The sequence below is a fragment of the Pseudomonas sp. UTLPPB19802 genome, assembly GCF_059730225.1.
The window spans coordinates 4,745,545-4,761,387 of record NZ_AP048545.1; the positions used below are offsets into that span (position 1 = coordinate 4,745,545).

The window sequence follows — 15,843 nt, forward strand, 5'->3', positions numbered from 1 at the left end:
GCGGATGCCGTCATTCATGATGCCAAACTGGCACCACTCAAAAATGACGGTTCCATAGAGGGTGAATTTTCTTGGTACCGTGGAGAGATTGCCCGCTTCCTGCTCCTGTGAGACAAGCCAGTAGGCTGATCTGCCTCCGTCATCCGTCAGGCGCTGAGCTGATCGAATAGACCTTGCAGAAAAATATCGCCCGCCGCTGAATCTGAAAGCAGATAACGACCGGACCAATGGTCCCAGCCCGCAGAGAGATGGAACTCGGCACAGTGGAAACCTTGATGGATTTCTTCATCAATGCCTATGACCGTTGAGCCCACATGCTTGAATCCTCGGCGTGTCGTCAACTCTTCTTCCAGCGATAGCCAACACATGTCTGGCCAATCGTTGAAGTCAAGCGACAGATGTCCGTTCGCTGCTTTGTGGAGGGTCGGAAGCATCTTTTATCGTCCAGGGTTCGGTGCGAGGGTAACGTATGAGCGCTACGGCAACCAAGGTGTTTGGCCCCAGTCTCGCTGGTATGATGCGCGCCCGAAGCCGTCCGCTGGAGGCGGTATGTTCGAGCACAGGATGTCCCATGAAAAAAATGCTGTTCGGTGTGTGTCTGCTATCGCTGGCCGGTTGCGCCAGCTCTCCCGATACCACGTTCACCCAGGCCACCCCAGGATGCAAAACGGCCACAGCCGAGGTCAATGGAAAACCGGTCACCACGCAGTTCTGCATCAAGTCCATCGCCTTCAAGCCCTCGCAATACCGCGTGACGGTCAACAACCAGGTGCTGTTCACCGGAACTGACTACCAACGCGTCGCCTTTACCAAAACCATCAAGGAAGGATCGGCCAAAGGCACATGCAACGAGCTGATGGAATTGCAGGGCTCCGGCTCCAAGACTGTGTCGTTGAACACGTTGCCTGCTGAATTGGTGACAGGCTGCCGGATTACCGCCGACGCGGACGGTAACGCCAAAGCCTTCACCAAGGACGACGCCTGCGATCAGGTCTTCTACAAGTCGCTGGCTCCGCTGCTGGGCAAAGTGATGCCGGTTGAAGTAGCCCGTCAATGCACCGTGACAGTGGGCGAGCAGACGGTGTTTGACCAGCGTTTCGACTTCTAGGAAAAAGAACCGGATCGAGATCCTCGAAACGTAATCGCTCCCGGTAAGGCAGGCCGCCTGGACCGTAGCCCGGCGGCCTGCCCTTTTTTCTCCTGCCCTCCTCCTGCCTCACACTGGCGTTTACAGATCAGCCACTTGAGGCCCAATGATCGACGGCATTGTCCCCTCGACGTAACGCCGCGGCGTCACGCCCAGCACTCGCTTGAACATGGCTATAAAGGCGCTGACATTCTCGTAACCCAAGTCGAGCGCAACCTTGGTTACAGATTCTCCGTGTGACAGTTGCTCGATGGCGCGCAGAACCCGTGCCCGCTGGCGCCATGAGGTGAAGCTGAACCCGGTTTCAGCGACAAATTTTCTCGCAAGCGTGCGTGTCGACATTTGTCCCCAGTCCGCCCACGACCTCTGCCCGCTGATGCTCGACAGGTCGTCGAGTAAAGCATTGGCGACTCGCAGGAGACGTGGATCCTGGGGCATGGGTAGCCCAAGCGGCTCTTCAGGGGAGGACGAGATTTCATCGATGATGACACTCGCCAATCTCTGCTCAGGGCCCGACCTGACAGATCCCGTCCAACACGTTGCGCGCTCGATCAGCGATAACAACACGTTGTTTGACTTGATGATCTTTGGATGCAGAGGCAACTCGGCGCAACCCTCCTGCGCCACGTATACCGACCAGCCTGAAAAGCCGCCGAAGGATCGGAAAGCGTGCTCACAGTTCGGCGGCAACCAGATGGAGTGAGTCGCCGGTATCACGAAGCGCTGGGCAGACGTTACCACCGCGATCAATCCTTCGGAGCTGCCAAGCAGTTGCCCCTGGGGATGGCTATGGGTCGGTGTTTCACGTATCGCGTCACTGCGCTGGCAAACAGCGAGGATGTCATGCGCAGCAAGGCGGGTGATCAGTTCCGGGACGACAAGCGGAGAGGACATCCGAAGGGCCTGCACAGTGGGCGGTGTGTGAATGAGGAAGTCGTTGTGGTTTAGGTTTGGCTCAAACGCAGGATAGGTAGGCATCGTTACGGCAGTCAAGCCAACTGCCTGTCGCTAGAGTAGGTTTCGAGATCCATCACCTACCGACGAGAGAAGCCCATGAAAGCCAGTGACATTCTGCCAGACGACGTGAACAGCACCGATTTTTCCGGCCTTAACATACGCAAGGGCACAGTGGCGGCGTTCTTGCACAATGCGAGGACCTGGTCTGCATCAACCTCTGATGAGGAACGCGCGAAAGCGGAGCGCGATATAGTCGAGGCTCTTCCTGCGCTGCGCGCCCTGGGCCTGTTCGACGTACTTGCCATCAGGGATGCTCGGCTCTGCGCGTTGGTCGACGCCAACTGAGGCATCAACGGTGGCAAAATGCGCAAAGGGCCTTGTTCCAGCGTACTCCCAGCAAGGCCCTTGCTTTTATCACTCAGCAGCGAACCCCCATGAAACTGTCCATTGGCGACACCCTCAAGCTCATCACGGTCGACCTGGCCGAGATCACTTTCACGGACTGGATCAGCTCCCGAGACGCCGCGCCGGGGGATATTGCGCGTGTCCTGCAGCTATGGGACGGGCCAGAGGGCAGATCGATACAACTGGTGTGTGAGCCACGACCCGGCGACATCGTGTGGGGGGCCATGTTCAGGGAGAAAGGCCTGACCTATGAAATCGTGTCAGCGGGCGCTGTCGATGATTGAGCCACCATCGGGAGTGAGGCTCGAACCGGTGATGAACTGGCTATCCTTGCTGGCCAGAAACAGCACGACCGGTGCAATGTCTTCCTCCGGTGACCCGTAGCGCCCCAGCGGATTGGTCGGTGCCGGTACGTTGGCCTCCGGCCCCCAGGTTTCAGCAACCGGCAGGACATTGTTCACGGTAATCCCGTCGGCTGCCCACTCGCGCGCAGCGGTTCGGGTCAGGGCCCGTACGGCCTCCTTCGCCATGTTGTAGGGACCATACCCCACCAGGCCAGTGACACCTGCCAGTGAGCCAAAGTTGATGATACGTCCCTCTCCGCTGGCCTTGAGATAGGGATAGCTCGCCTGCATCGTCCTCAGGTAGGCGATGGGACCTGTCTCGAAATTGCGCTGCAACTGCTCCACCGAAAGGTCCAGGACGGAGGAAAACGGTACAGCGGGATCGAAGGCGTTGTTCACCAGGATGTCGATGCCACCGTAGGAGGCCACCACCTTGGCCACAGCCGCATTGATCTGGTCGGCACTGCCGATGTCACAGGGCACGCCCAGCACCGTGCCACCGTCGGCGGTGATGTCCGATACGACTGCGTCCACGTTCGCAGGAGTCAGCGAGAGTACAGCCACCTTCGCGCCCTCCGCCGCAAACAGCTTGGCGATGGCTCGGCCAATGCCGCGGCCGGCGCCCGTGACGATGGCAGTTTTTCCGTTGAGTCTGGCCATGACTGGCTCCTTTCAGTTGAGGATGAGTTGGGGTATCGCGGCGACCACGCCATAAGGCGAAGGCACGTCGCGTGCAGCGTTTTGAGTGGTGAACGACACAGCCAGCAGCACGAGGCCAATGACGGCAGGCGCTGCGCCCTTGGGCTTGTGCACGCCGAGGTGCGCAGACCCGGACAGCAGCAAGTGAAAGAAAACGCCGGCATAGGCCAGGTCACTCAGCGGCAGGCTGAACCGTGACAGGATCGCCAACGGTGCAAGAACCTTCACGACCACCATCAGCGGCACCAGGTAGGGAGCCGGGTAGTTCAGTTCGGCAAGGGTCTGCTGCACCCAGTCCTTTTTCTTGACATACAGCGTTGCTGACATCAGGTAGAGCAGTGTCAGCAGTACCGTGCTGACCCAGTAGGCGAAGATCGCAGCCATGAGAAGACTCCAAGGGGTTCATATCGACTTTGCCCAAGGATGTTGTCTAAGATGAAAACCAACAAGTAGGATGAATTAGTGATGCCTAGTATGGAAAACCAGACTAATGAAGCCGGCGAGATCAATATGCACGAGGAGATGCGCCGTGCTTTTGCGTTGCTATCAGGCAAATGGAAACTTGAGATCATGTGGTTGCTCAACCAGAGGATCTATCGCTTCGGTGAGCTGAGAAAAGCGATCCCCGGCATTACCCAGCACATGCTGACGGCGCAACTGCGTGAGTTGGAGGCGGATGGGCTGGTATCACGCACCGTGTTCGCGCAAGTACCGCCACGTGTTGAATACGAGATTACGGCGAAAGCCCGCGGCCTGGGCCCCACGATGGAGGCTTTGACCGCGTGGTGGAATGAATACGGCAAGAGCTTGCCGGTGAAGTCGCCAGCTCGCGGACGTCGGGCCAATGCGGCACCGAAGCCTGAATGAGGTGATCGCCGCTCAGGACGGTCTGGTCTGCCAGTGCCAGGCAGCTTCAGCGATCTACGAGGCGCTCCCGGTGATTGAAATCCCGAGAGTCGATCATCTCAACAGCGGTGCAACCCTTTGGCGTCCCGCCAGTACATCGTGGTTTCGTACTGGAAGCTGATCACGAAGAATGCTGGGCAGGCCTGGGAAATCCCCTGGGCGACCTTTTCCAGATCCTCCATGCTCGAATGCCCTTCTGGCTCAGGCCCTTTTATCCTGAGGTTGCAGTATACCCGGACACGAAAGTCTATGCCCTTGGTATCTTCTGCATCGATATCGAAGTCTTTGGTCTTTTCTTCGGCCCAGACTGAAATACCGGAGGTGAAGTACGCCTTCAGCAGTTCATCCTTCCAGTAGACCTCCTCGGCGCCAGCCTTGATCAAGACCTGCTCCAGAACCGGCAAAGTGAGCCCGCTATCGGCCTCCAGAAAAAACTCAAGACTCACTCTGCATACTTCCTCGTGAAGGGTAATGGTTCGGGCGTTTTCTTGAACATCACGGTGTTGTGGCCAACAGCAAATGAGTCATGCCCTGTCCGCTTGCTCGTACGCGGCCTCAATGATTGTGATGCGCTCCCCGCAGGCAGTTTCCACTGCTGCCTGGATGATCTCGGCGAGCGTTTCAAGGTTCTCATCAAGCACCTCGATGCAAGCCAGGCGGCCGGGAGACCAGTCGATAACAGAACACTGCCTGTACGTCTCAAACAGTGCTGCCAGGGCTTTCTCGGGAGGCTCTTTGCGGGTGTACATGAAGTCGAAATATGGGGCACTCGTTTGCCAAAGCGGGTACACCAGGACCCAGGCATTTGCCGGGCTGGGAAACCATAGCGTGACATGGCGAGAGGCCCAGTAAGGCCCGCCGTGGCTGATGAGGCGCAGCACCTCCAGAATCGACTGGCAGCCAGGTATCCGCACCATGCAATCCGGATCGAATGTCCTCAGAGGCTCCACCTGCGGGGAGGTGTTCCTGAAAGCGTTTACCAAAACCGCCACACTATCACTCATTAAAAATCTCGCTGAAGCAGGCAGTGCACTTACTCGATTCTCCTCTAGTCACAGGAGATGGCGCCCTCGCCAAAAGTGCCCACCGCGATCCAGTTTTCCTGCTGCGATGGCGTGAGGCGCTGAGGAGGATTTGAGGCTTCTCTTTCAGGAGCCATAACATGTACCTCTCCCAAACTAACCACACTCCATCAACGATCTCAACCGCAGCTCCGATAAAGCAAGCCCAGTCGCCGGTAGATGAGGAACCACTGCACGCCGGGTATCGCTCCCTCTCTTCACGGTGCGCATGCACACAGGCGGTCCAGCCATGCACTTGAGCACTCGCAAATACCTCAAGCTCCTGACGCTGATTGTCGTCGTGCCCATGGCAGTCGCCCTCCTGGGCCTGCTAGTGTGGAGCCTCGTGAGTATGGGCGGCGTCTCCCTCATGCGCCTCGCTGCATGGCAGGAGTGGCAGGTCCATAACTACTGGTGCTTCCTGCTCGCCCGGATCGTCTTGTTCAGTCTCGTTGCATGGGGCTGGGTCCGGTTTCGCAGGAAGACACTCAGCGTTCAGCCGGTCGTTCTCAAGAGAATGAAGAAGACCGAAATCACCGCTGCCCAGGGCATCCTGCTGATCGAGCTGGTACGGGGCCTGGCCCTGTGGGAGGAGCTGGTATGACGCTCTATACCAACGACTACCTGGAATACTACCTGACCCTGGTGGGTTGGCTGGTCAGCAATGGGATCTGGGAAGTGCTGGTCGGTTCGGGGCTGTTCGCACTGCCCTTCCTGGTGATCATGTTCCAGGAGTGGTTCCAGGCGCGGGAGGACGGTGGCGGCGCCGATATGGCGTTTGCCGCCAGCGCCAGAATCGAGCACCGCCTGTGGCTGGCGACTGCCGTGATCATGTTTGTCGGAGTGCCTTTCTGGACCCTCGACCTGAGCACCCTGAAATACGACAAGAGCCGCTCGGAACAGTGCCAGACCCTGCAACCCTTGCCCCAGAACACCGGCTGGGGCAAGTCTTTCACCACCCTGAACGACCAGAGCGCGAAGGTGCCACTCTGGTGGTTCTTCGTGCACTCGATGTCCAAGGCCGTGAGCGGCGCCGCAGTGGCGGCCATTCCCTGCGGGACCGACTTGCGGCAGATGCGCATGCAGGTGAACAACGCCCGGCTGAAGAATCCGCTGCTGGCTCAGGAACTGTCCGAGTTCACCAACGACTGCTACGGCTACTCCAGGGCGAAGCTGTTCATGAAGCGCCCGCCCCTGACCGAGGAACAGACCAACGATATCAATTGGATTGGCTCGCGGTATTTCCTGGAGACGCCGGGCTTCTACGACACCTATCACTCCAAGACCCCAAGGACCGAATGGCCCTACAACGCGACCCGGGATGCGGGCCTGCCCCAGGCTAAAGACGGGGGTGGATATCCGTTGTGCAAGCAGTGGTGGAATGACCAGGGAAAGGGATTGCGAGACCGGGTGCTTGCCGAGGTGGACCGTTCCCTGCTGGAACGCTTTGAAAGCTGGGCCAGCGCCGCTGGCAAGGAAAAGGTGGACGACGCGATCATTCGGCAGGTGATATCGCCGACGAACCAGAAGATGACCCAGGGTCAGGTCTATACCGACTACGGTGACCAGGTCGGCCCTTCGGTTACGGACTTTGCCGCACGGGTGACTGGGGCGGTGGGGACGACGGTAGGCACAATGACGAACATGCCGGCGATGGATGTCGTGCGCCAGGCGTTGCCGATGGTGATGGCGTTGTTGAAGATGGCGCTGGTGATCTGCATCCCGCTAATACTCGTGCTTGGTAGCTACGACCTCAAAGCAGTAGCCACGATCTCGGTGGTGCAGTTCGCGATGATTTTCGTGGACTTCTGGTTCCAACTGGCCCGATGGGTCGACAGCACAATCTTCAATGCCCTCTACGGGCTCAACTCGCCCCATGCGAATTTGAACCCGCTGATGGGGCTGAACAACGGACAGGCTGACTTTCTGCTCGGGATAGTGATGGGCGCAATGTTCATCCTCTTGCCGTCGTTTTGGTTGGCGTCTCTGGCCTGGACTGGAATTCACACAGGTCAGTTTCTAAAAGGACTGGCTGAAGGAAGCATCAGTCCTCAGAAATATGGTTCAAACGGTAAAAATATATTGGAAAGTACTATAAAAAACTCAATTAACAAGAAATCAAAATGATTATTAAATCTAAAGATCACGATGAAACACAGGATCGATTCTGTTTTCCAGAGAATACGGGTCAGGAAAAAGGTTCTCAGGATCAACCCACGGAGCTTCCTCCTCTTGAATTGTCTCGGAGCTGTTCAGCAAAATTTCTTTAAGTAAATAAATCCCCAAAACTGTAACCACAACCCAAAACGCCAGGTACAGAAAAACACCGATCAACGACAACCTGATCCCCCCACACAGCACGCTCGCCAACGTGGCGGGCATGCCTTTTTCAGTGCCCAGCGAATCACCGGTTCCTCGCACCGGAGGTAACGCCCAGAGCACCAACCAAAGGCGTAGCCCAGCCGATAGACAAGTCCCTTTTTCTTCGTTTTGGCAGCCATGCTTCGAAGCTCCTGATTGAGATTTCGCTCGTCGTACAGATTCTCGGTACGACGCTCAGGTCAGCTTGGCAGAGGGTCCCTGTAGGGGCTTGTAGGACTTTTCCCAAATAACAATCGATTCGGCAGCAAGAGCAACAAAACTCGGATCATTCAGTCAACGGCAAGACAACTCTCTTTCCCTTGAGTGAAATTTCCGAGACAATTCCAAGTGCTTGTTTTGCGCCCAATCTCACCGCTAGTCTTCGATTCGTCACTGCTCATCAGTGATCGGGTTTAGCAGCCTGGAAACTGAAACATTGGGCGCATAACGCCACCCTGACGAGACATTTTTTGTCTTCGCTTTTATGGTGGCTGTGCGCAGGGCACCCTCACGGGTGCGCCGGGTTCCCAATGTTCCGGTCTGCTAACCTGCGTACAGCTGCCACCTCTTCGTTTAGCAGCGATAACTGGCAGTTCCACTTAAACATTGGAAGTGCAGACATGTTCAAAGTAACCCCTAATCCCCCGTCGCGCCCCAACGCGGCAAACATCGACTCCCGTATCGCCGACCGGGCGCTATCCCACTACAACCTTGGCCCCGATGCCGGCCCGACTTCCACTCCTCTGCCGCCTCCTGCGCCCGATGCGACAGCGCCATGCGACTGCCCATCCGTGAAGCAGGAAGAGGCCTTGATCGATATCCACTCGATACTGCAGTCGGCCGCGGCTACAGCCTATGAAAATGCCGACAACCAGACCGGCCCCAATCGCAAGGTCGCGATGGGCGTGGTGCACCTGATCGAGCTGGCGCAGTTGAGGATGGACAAGGTTCTGAATGAGCAGGCGATCAGCGCCAGCGGTTGATAGCGCTGACACTTCAAGCAACAGCGGGAAGCAGGAGCAGTACTTCCCGCGCTACTCGTACCCACTGCGCATGCCGCCGAACCGCACCCAGCTATCGGATCTGAAAAACACGCAAGATCAACACGCGGGCTTGGTCGCCGTTGGCCTCATACAAGACTTGCAAAAGTGCCTGGTCGCAGAGGCGATGCAGACGAAAATGGTTGTAGAACGCCTGGCCCAGTCGCTGCCCATCAAATGCACCCTGCTCCCACAGTTCGAGAAACTCATTATACCGGACGCTTTCAATCTCCAGTCGCGGCGGTCTGTTCGCAAGCATGTCGACGGTGCGTGAATGAGCAGCCCCTGCAACGTAGTAGAGGACGTACCCCGAATACACCAACGAGCCATGCTCGACCTCTGCCTGGAAACACGCCCGGAGCGCATCCTCCGTGGCGAAACCGTATTCTGGCAAACAGGACCCGGCAAAGCCCGCGAGCCGTCCGACGTTGAAGCCGTCGATCTTTGCCTCATCACCAAAGTCAAAGCTAACGGCGCCGGTGGACAGCAGCACGGCGCAGCCGCAGCCATGCTTGAAGTAGCGTATGCCGCCCTCAAGCGTTCCTTGCTCGGGAACATCAGAGGCCAGCCAATCGTTGCTGGTCGCTGGCAATTCGATACCAGAACGTTGCATAAGCTGCACTGCCGCTCGGACGCCGGCCTGGTAGTCAGAAATCAAACGGGCGAGCTGGGTGTTCATGAAGCCTCGAATGGCAGGCCATCGATGGCGAACGTCGGGTATGGCTTGCTGGCGTATCTGGAGGTGTGCTGAACGATTGTCAGGCGGTTCATTGCGGTACTGTCGTCCGTGTTCGATTCTATTTTCCAAGCAGGCTAAAGAATACCAGCTGCAGGGTCGATGGCCTCACTTACTTAGATGGATTACATGATCGAAGCCAGCGCCTCATACTGCGATCAATTGGCAGTCGGCGCCGTTGAACTCAGTGTGATATCTGACAGGGCGGACAACAGCATGCGTAAACGGTACACCTCGCCTGCCACAGCAAAATCAGACCCGTCAAAAATACTATCCGCATAGGCTGCCAGTTCCGGGCAGGAGGATGAAGACGCAGTGTAGATGATCTGTGATCCCCTAAGAAAACCGTCTCTCGACTAACTTTTCAAAAATACTTATTTAACAAGTGCTTACTATACTTTATCAACATCAGTTAGTTATTTATTACCACAAACAAAACAGCCAACCCACCCCCAACGAAACGACATTTTTGCGGCGTCAATAATTTCACGCACAAAGCCGATCCAGCGCCATTAAAAGCTGCACGCAGAGAGCAAAATAATGTAAAGCCCCAATTTGCATTTTCCCTCCCCTGATCTATGGTTTCAATGCGTGATAGCGTTGTGCCTGCGCAGTAGGCAAGCTCACATCAGGGAGATAAAAGTGGCTAGATCGCGAGTCGTTGGAAACCTCGACATCAATGTACCCCTGACCTTAATTTTTTGGGTACTCTTCCTATTGTTCACCCTCTGCCTGGTAGTCCTTGCAAACAACTTAAGCGACCTAGCTCGCTGGGTTAGCGTAATAACGATAGCCTTGGCAGGTGCTGGATTTTCCTCTGCCATACCTGGAATATTAAAAACAGACGTCCCCTACGTCATATCGGGCGGGGCGCTAGCCGCTTTTGCTTTAATACTATCAAACCAACAAAAAATGTTAACACTGCAAAAAGCATCAAAACTCCAAATGTTATGCCGACGATCTCGAACCCTTTAAAATCCGTCGACAGCAAACAGCTTGATCAAGCCTGGAATACCTTGGACAAGCACGCAAAAGCCAAAATCGCCGCTGACAAATAATTAAAAAAACCTAAAAACAACTGACAAGCACGCCAGCAAGGAGTACATCTTGAAAGCAGCTCTCACAGTGACAATTTCGATATTTTTCAGCACACTTACAGCTATTGCATTCGCTGAAGAATCCGAATCTTGCGGAGACATCCTACGATATGCATCTCGGGACGTTCGCCACGACGTGTCGTTCTCAGACCAAAGAAAATTTTACTACCAAAAAGTATGCAAGGCATCCAGCTCTGGCTTTGGAATTGATTACAAAGATGCAGCGTCAGCGCTAGGGCTGTCCTACTCCTCAAAAGATGATTACTGCAAGTCAGAACAGTCACTCGACACCAGCACGACTTACAATCAAGCAGACTCAAGCCTAGTAGTGCGCAGTTCCCTGGATGCTTACCTGGCCTGCCGGGCCCTGAGTGCCAAGGGCGTTGCAACATCGGTATCCATTCCTCCTGGAGAGGCGCCCACTGTTTTCTCTATTAGCGTGAAACGTACAAGCTCTACACCACAAACGGTAGACTCACTGGCCATTGATCCAGAAATTGTTTCTTGCAGCTCGCAGAATAACGGACAGGTCCAGCCCTATGACAAAACATTCAATATCGTGGGCTTTCAGCTTCCACAAAGTGAAGCACAGTGGTCGCTTCTTTGTACGAGGAAGGCAGCAATCGATCCAAACGGCAATAGGACATATGGCCCTGTACAACTGATCCTGACAACCTCTTCAGGAGCTCTTCCAATTTCGCTGCCGCAAACCGGGTTTGCCGCTGGGGCGTGGGCAACAGAGCTTCAAGGCGAATCCATAGCCCTCTCGAAGAAGCTAACTGCTGTGGAAACAAACCTGGCGACACAGAAGCTGATCGCCCAATGCAGCGGTGATGGTTGGCTCCCTAGGCCTGCGGCTCCCGCCTGCCCTTCTGGGTTCAAAGACAGCGGACAGTTCTCGCATTCTGCACCTGGAGGAGCGCACGGTTTCGGTGGAAACTGTCGTATATGTCTAGGAAATTAGGTTTCAGCTTTCACCTTGAGACATCTACCGTCCGGGTGCATTTGGGCAACGCTAACGCTCCTCAATACGCCTCTTCAACCATTCCCCCACCCGCTTGCGAATTCGCACATCGCCCAGGTCATCGAGCACGTTAGAAGGTAGCAGCGGGCCGTCCTCATCCAGCAGTTTGCGAGCAGGATGACCAACGTCCAGCAGATCCAGAAGCCCCATGGCCGCTACGCGATCACGACTTTCCAGCTCGTAGGCGCCCAGCAACAGCAATGCTCGGTGCGCCTGGGACTGGCCAACTTGCTCAATCACCGTCACTGCCTCATCAACAGAAAACTGCCTGCTCACCAAAGCCATGAGTGAAGCGGCCAATCTCGCAGGCACACTCATCAGTAGCTGCGCAGTCACCTTGCTCAAAATCTCAGCTTCAACAAAAGGCGCCAAAGCCAAAGCCTCTACAGCACTCGCACGAGCCCAGGACTCGAGGTTTTCATTTTCGACCACGGTCCAGATCTGCTGACGGATCTCGACATTACACATGCTGGCAGCCACAGCGAGCGCCATACGACGTAAGCCCAGATCTTCGGTGGGACTGGCGAGTTCAATGAGCTGTTTGCCAAGTTCATCTGACAGTTGATCATAAGCCGCCAGTGCAACGACCGCTTCACGTGCAATCCTGTACGAAGTCGGTTCGTCATAGGGCGACTCAGCGTCGGACCAATGATCCTTCGACAGCGCCATCAGGACCGGCAAATGATCCGTATGCGGCCGGCCACTGAGTTCATTAACGAGCGCAAGCCGTACTCGACTTCCAGGATCGCTCTTGAGGTCGAGCAACGCCGGCGGCAACGGATCCGGTAGCGTGGCTGCGAGGTATTCGAACGCAGCGCACCGTGCATCGGCACGCCGATGACTCAAGGCTCGCCATACAAGCGGCTCACTGCCTATCGCGATCGCCGCTTTCGTTGCGGCTAGTGCACTCGCCGCCTCCGTGCTTTCAGCCAGCCAACGCTCAATGGCGCCAGTCGGTACACCGCCACTTGCAATGATGATCGGCGCGATGTGCGCCAGCACGGTCAAAGAACAATTCGACGCAGTCAACTCCAACAAGGAGAGCGCCGGAAGACTGAGGCGTTGTGGCACATCCGTCGCATACAGGGCATTCAGTATCTCAGTGGTCTCAGGAGGAAGACCACTGAGATCAAGAAGACTGCCCTCCTCCTTCTTCGCCACCACGCCGAGGTACACCAGCAGGTGAATGAGGGCCGCTGGCGAGTTGACGAGCGCCTTGAGACACTCGACCAGGACAGTCGGGGCCATGGTGTAGGCACAGAGCATCAGCGACTCCCGGAGATGCTCATCCCCAGGCAAGGAAAGCAGTCGATCCAACAACGGTTTTTCCAGTGAAGGGTGCCAATGCTTGTGAGCTGCTCTCCACACGGTATCCTCATCCTCACTACCCGAGGCAATACTCAAAACACTGAGTAATTCCTCTTCCCCGGCTCGAAGCCCGGTGTCCAGGATGTTGCGTGCCCATGCCCCGGCGAGGCTTTTGGCATGAGCATGCTCGGCCAGGTCTCGCCAGCTTCCCGAGGAGCGCTTGGCAGAGATGTAGGTGACAACAAGAATGCGGGAGGCCTCGCCCTCGTCATCCGGTTGAGAGCAGTACCACTCCTCATACGCACTGTCGCGCTCTCCGTCCTCAATGGACCGCCATTGCTCGGCATTGCGCAGGTATGAGAAGCGCAAGGCATCAAGCTCCGCCAAGGCCTTGACCAGCACAGTCTCATATCCCGGCAGGTCTCTTATCGCTCCAGCAGCAATCACTCGGGCATTCGAATGGAACGGGGATCCTACTATTTCATGCGCTACCTCGATAAAGACCGACGCCAGCCCAGTGGCGATCCGGTCGAGCTGAGGCACGAAATGCCGACTGTATTCCCCAAAATCCTGCGCCAACTGTTCCCGAATGAAGCGACCCACGATCACCGCAGAACGGGCATCGGCGCTCACCCGGTCGTACCACTCATCACTAAACGTTGGCGGCGTCCAGCCCTCAATGAAGAAGCCTCCGCCCCTCCTTCTCCACCTGATGATCCATCGTGCAACCTCTGAAGGCATGGAGTCGGCAGACCCGCTGTCAACAGCCAGTTCCAGCAGCGGCACGAACTCAGAACGGGGATCGAGGAGCGACTCGCTGAGCCAGCGATCAATCAAGTCGCTGCTGGTCTCATCCACGTCAAATGCATCATGACCGTCCTTGAAGTCTGCACTGAAACTCAGCGTTTTGCTCAAGACCTGTGCAGCCGTCTCCAGGCCCCACTCACGCTGCTCACCGGTCAATGAGACCAGAGCGGATAACAGTGCATTGAGAGCATCCTCACTGCGATACCAGTTCTTTTCGAGAAACGCCGCAAACCCGGCTCGAACGCTCGGATGTGAGAACGTGACTTTGCGATTGGGCTGGCGTAGATGTCGAGCAGCAATCAGCCGATCCACCGCACCCTCGAGTTGCTCCCCCAGAGGCGCATTGATGCGCCGCAGTCGGCGCACAACCGCACTCAACTGCGCTCGATCGAAATGACCGCGCGCCATCAGCAACCCCCAGATCACCGCCGACAGCCCCACTTGGTCAACCGCATTCAGGTACTTGACGACAACCCCCTCAACCGCATCGCGATGGGCCAGGCCCAGCAGTCGGTGCAGGAACAAGTAATCCGACTCGTCCGGCTCAGGCCCTTCAGAAAGGCTCGTAAAAAACAGGTCCAGTTCCAGCGGCGTCTGGAGGGTTTCGAGGACTTCATCCTTGAACTCCAGCGCCTTGGGCTGCAGAAAGGTGGCAATCAACGCCATGCGCTTTTCGTAGATTTCGGCCAACTGGCCGTCGCTGTAGTGGTCAGCATTGAGTTCTACGGCCCACCGCTTAAGATCCTGATCCGCCTGAGCCGCCCGCATGACATCAGCACGCGAGGTGATCACATATTGATGGGCAGGACGTGCGCCCGGTAGCAGCCTGGGCAGTTGTTCAGTCCAACTTTCAGAGCCAGACCTGAGGCTGTATTGCCCCCAGGGGTCCTCCAGATAAAACAGCGTCGGGCCTGCGTCTACCAAGCGCCTGGTGACTGATGGGCCTTCAGCAGGATTGACCGTGACGACATCAAGGCCTGGCGCCATTGACCGGGCCCGCTCGCACAACGCGAGTGCGGCCAGTGTCTTGCCCGTTCCGGAAGGTCCGGTAATGACAAGGGCACCTCTCTCACGAAGGCGCGACAGCATTGCCTCAAAGTTCGAGGGCTCGACAAAAGACTCCAGCTCCGCCGCGCTCGCCAGAAAGCCCCCATGCTCGCGCACGATGGCCAGTAGTCCATCACGCGTCCAGACTCCAGGACCTGAGCCGCGCATGCGACGTAGAGACTCAGCCTTCAACTTCTCACGACACTGCTTTAGGCGGGGATGCGGAATGCGCAACAAGTCAGCCAGAATTTCCCTGATCTTGAACTCTATCAGCTCGTCAGTCAGCCCTCCCCAAATGGCTACACGCCCCTCGGGCCTCTTCGTCAGGGTCTGCCTAAGGGCGGGGGGAAACGCCGCCGGGTCGGGCTTTTCCTCGAAATCCGAGACCAGCAGATCACGCGCGACACCTTTTGCGTCCGCGTTGGTCACCAACAGGAAGTGGGTATCCGGATCATCAAGGTGATGCTTTGCAGGCCGGCGCCTTTTGCCATGGTTGAGCAAGCTTTCGAAGTCTGCGACCGACCATGGCTCTCCCGTGCAGAACTTCACTTGCATAACCAACTTGTAACCGACCATGGCGGCCTTGGGCACCACCGGACTGGGCTCGAAAGGCTCCAGATCTGCCTCCAGGTCTTCTTCATTGACCGGCTCCAAGGTCAGGCTCGTCGCCGACTTGGTGATCAACAACAGCCGAAGGGCCGCCAGTACCGACACATTGAGCTGATAGTCGTATCCTGCCAGGGCAGCGCCAGCTCCTACCGTAGAGCCGGCATTGCTGTTCGCTGCGACATTGCTTGATGGCGTGGCGTTCGCAGGATTGTTACCCGTGCTCATGTAGTGTCCTTCAGTGGTTCCTGGCCACGCCGCGGAGCGTCTGCGTCGCCTGTATGGCAGAGAATGGAGA

At 56.6% G+C, this 15,843-nt stretch carries 17 protein-coding genes; 8 read left to right on the forward strand and 9 right to left on the reverse strand.

Annotated features, from left to right (window positions below):
* Positions 1-146 precede the first annotated feature (146 nt).
* On the reverse strand, positions 147-434 hold the full coding sequence (locus AC6I6U_RS20460) for a hypothetical protein (RefSeq protein ID WP_497877844.1): 288 nt from the start codon (positions 432-434) through the stop codon (positions 147-149).
* A 137-nt stretch (positions 435-571) separates the two neighbouring features.
* Between AC6I6U_RS20460 and AC6I6U_RS20465 the strand changes: the two genes are divergently transcribed.
* Positions 572-1,108: a hypothetical protein gene (locus AC6I6U_RS20465; protein ID WP_497877845.1), complete on the forward strand. Its 537-nt coding sequence runs from the start codon at positions 572-574 to the stop codon at positions 1,106-1,108.
* A gap of 120 nt (positions 1,109-1,228) precedes the next feature.
* Here the strand turns inward: AC6I6U_RS20465 and AC6I6U_RS20470 are convergent, their stop codons facing one another.
* Positions 1,229-2,041 carry an AraC family transcriptional regulator gene (locus AC6I6U_RS20470; protein WP_497877846.1) on the reverse strand — a complete coding sequence of 271 codons (813 nt, stop codon included), beginning with the start codon at positions 2,039-2,041 and terminating at the stop codon, positions 1,229-1,231.
* Between the two features lie 159 nt (positions 2,042-2,200).
* Between AC6I6U_RS20470 and AC6I6U_RS20475 the strand changes: the two genes are divergently transcribed.
* Together AC6I6U_RS20475 and AC6I6U_RS20480 are read left to right on the forward strand one after the other, a co-directional pair.
* Entirely contained in the window at positions 2,201-2,449 is a 249-nt protein-coding gene (locus AC6I6U_RS20475) for a hypothetical protein (protein WP_497877847.1), read from the forward strand.
* Between the two features lie 89 nt (positions 2,450-2,538).
* Positions 2,539-2,793 (forward strand): hypothetical protein, encoded by a 255-nt coding sequence (locus AC6I6U_RS20480; RefSeq protein WP_497877848.1) that lies wholly within the window; start codon positions 2,539-2,541, stop codon positions 2,791-2,793.
* Here the strand turns inward: AC6I6U_RS20480 and AC6I6U_RS20485 are convergent.
* Together AC6I6U_RS20485 and AC6I6U_RS20490 are read right to left on the reverse strand one after the other, a co-directional pair.
* Positions 2,770-3,513, reverse strand: coding sequence for an SDR family NAD(P)-dependent oxidoreductase (locus AC6I6U_RS20485; protein WP_497877849.1), 744 nt, complete (start codon positions 3,511-3,513; stop codon positions 2,770-2,772). The genes AC6I6U_RS20480 and AC6I6U_RS20485 overlap by 24 nt on opposite strands.
* A 12-nt stretch (positions 3,514-3,525) precedes the next feature.
* Entirely contained in the window at positions 3,526-3,936 is a 411-nt protein-coding gene (locus tag AC6I6U_RS20490; protein ID WP_497877850.1) for a DoxX family protein, read from the reverse strand.
* A gap of 81 nt (positions 3,937-4,017) precedes the next feature.
* Here AC6I6U_RS20490 and AC6I6U_RS20495 point away from each other — a divergent pair, with 81 nt between their 5' ends.
* Positions 4,018-4,419, forward strand: coding sequence for a winged helix-turn-helix transcriptional regulator (locus tag AC6I6U_RS20495; protein WP_497877851.1), 402 nt, complete (start codon positions 4,018-4,020; stop codon positions 4,417-4,419).
* 98 nt (positions 4,420-4,517) lie between these two features.
* Here AC6I6U_RS20495 and AC6I6U_RS20500 read toward each other — a convergent pair whose 3' ends face one another.
* Both AC6I6U_RS20500 and AC6I6U_RS20505 read right to left on the reverse strand, forming a co-directional pair.
* Positions 4,518-4,904 carry a hypothetical protein gene (locus AC6I6U_RS20500; RefSeq protein ID WP_497877852.1) on the reverse strand — a complete coding sequence of 129 codons (387 nt, stop codon included), beginning with the start codon at positions 4,902-4,904 and terminating at the stop codon, positions 4,518-4,520.
* A 78-nt stretch (positions 4,905-4,982) separates the two neighbouring features.
* Entirely contained in the window at positions 4,983-5,462 is a 480-nt protein-coding gene (locus tag AC6I6U_RS20505) for a hypothetical protein (RefSeq protein ID WP_497877853.1), read from the reverse strand.
* A 307-nt stretch (positions 5,463-5,769) separates the two neighbouring features.
* On the opposite strand from AC6I6U_RS20505, the gene AC6I6U_RS20510 reads away from it, so the two are divergent.
* Both AC6I6U_RS20510 and AC6I6U_RS20515 read left to right on the forward strand, forming a co-directional pair.
* Positions 5,770-6,123, forward strand: coding sequence for a hypothetical protein (locus tag AC6I6U_RS20510; protein WP_497877854.1), 354 nt, complete (start codon positions 5,770-5,772; stop codon positions 6,121-6,123).
* Positions 6,120-7,646, forward strand: a complete 1,527-nt coding sequence (locus tag AC6I6U_RS20515; protein ID WP_497877855.1) for a conjugal transfer protein TraG N-terminal domain-containing protein — start codon at positions 6,120-6,122, stop codon at positions 7,644-7,646. The genes AC6I6U_RS20510 and AC6I6U_RS20515 overlap by 4 nt, the downstream gene beginning before the upstream one ends.
* Before the next feature lie 9 nt (positions 7,647-7,655).
* Here AC6I6U_RS20515 and AC6I6U_RS20520 read toward each other — a convergent pair whose 3' ends face one another.
* On the reverse strand, positions 7,656-7,901 hold the full coding sequence (locus AC6I6U_RS20520) for a hypothetical protein (protein WP_497877856.1): 246 nt from the start codon (positions 7,899-7,901) through the stop codon (positions 7,656-7,658).
* 599 nt (positions 7,902-8,500) lie between these two features.
* Between AC6I6U_RS20520 and AC6I6U_RS20525 the strand changes: the two genes are divergently transcribed.
* Positions 8,501-8,863 (forward strand): DUF6124 family protein, encoded by a 363-nt coding sequence (locus AC6I6U_RS20525; RefSeq protein ID WP_497877857.1) that lies wholly within the window; start codon positions 8,501-8,503, stop codon positions 8,861-8,863.
* Positions 8,864-8,954: 91 nt separating this feature from the next.
* Here AC6I6U_RS20525 and AC6I6U_RS20530 read toward each other — a convergent pair whose 3' ends face one another.
* Positions 8,955-9,599 carry a DUF6896 domain-containing protein gene (locus AC6I6U_RS20530; RefSeq protein WP_497877858.1) on the reverse strand — a complete coding sequence of 215 codons (645 nt, stop codon included), beginning with the start codon at positions 9,597-9,599 and terminating at the stop codon, positions 8,955-8,957.
* Between the two features lie 1,164 nt (positions 9,600-10,763).
* Here AC6I6U_RS20530 and AC6I6U_RS20535 point away from each other — a divergent pair.
* Positions 10,764-11,717: a hypothetical protein gene (locus AC6I6U_RS20535; protein WP_497877859.1), complete on the forward strand. Its 954-nt coding sequence runs from the start codon at positions 10,764-10,766 to the stop codon at positions 11,715-11,717.
* Between the two features lie 51 nt (positions 11,718-11,768).
* Here AC6I6U_RS20535 and AC6I6U_RS20540 read toward each other — a convergent pair whose 3' ends face one another.
* Positions 11,769-15,773, reverse strand: coding sequence for an nSTAND3 domain-containing NTPase (locus AC6I6U_RS20540; RefSeq protein ID WP_497877860.1), 4,005 nt, complete (start codon positions 15,771-15,773; stop codon positions 11,769-11,771).
* Between the last annotated feature and the right edge of the window lie 70 nt (positions 15,774-15,843).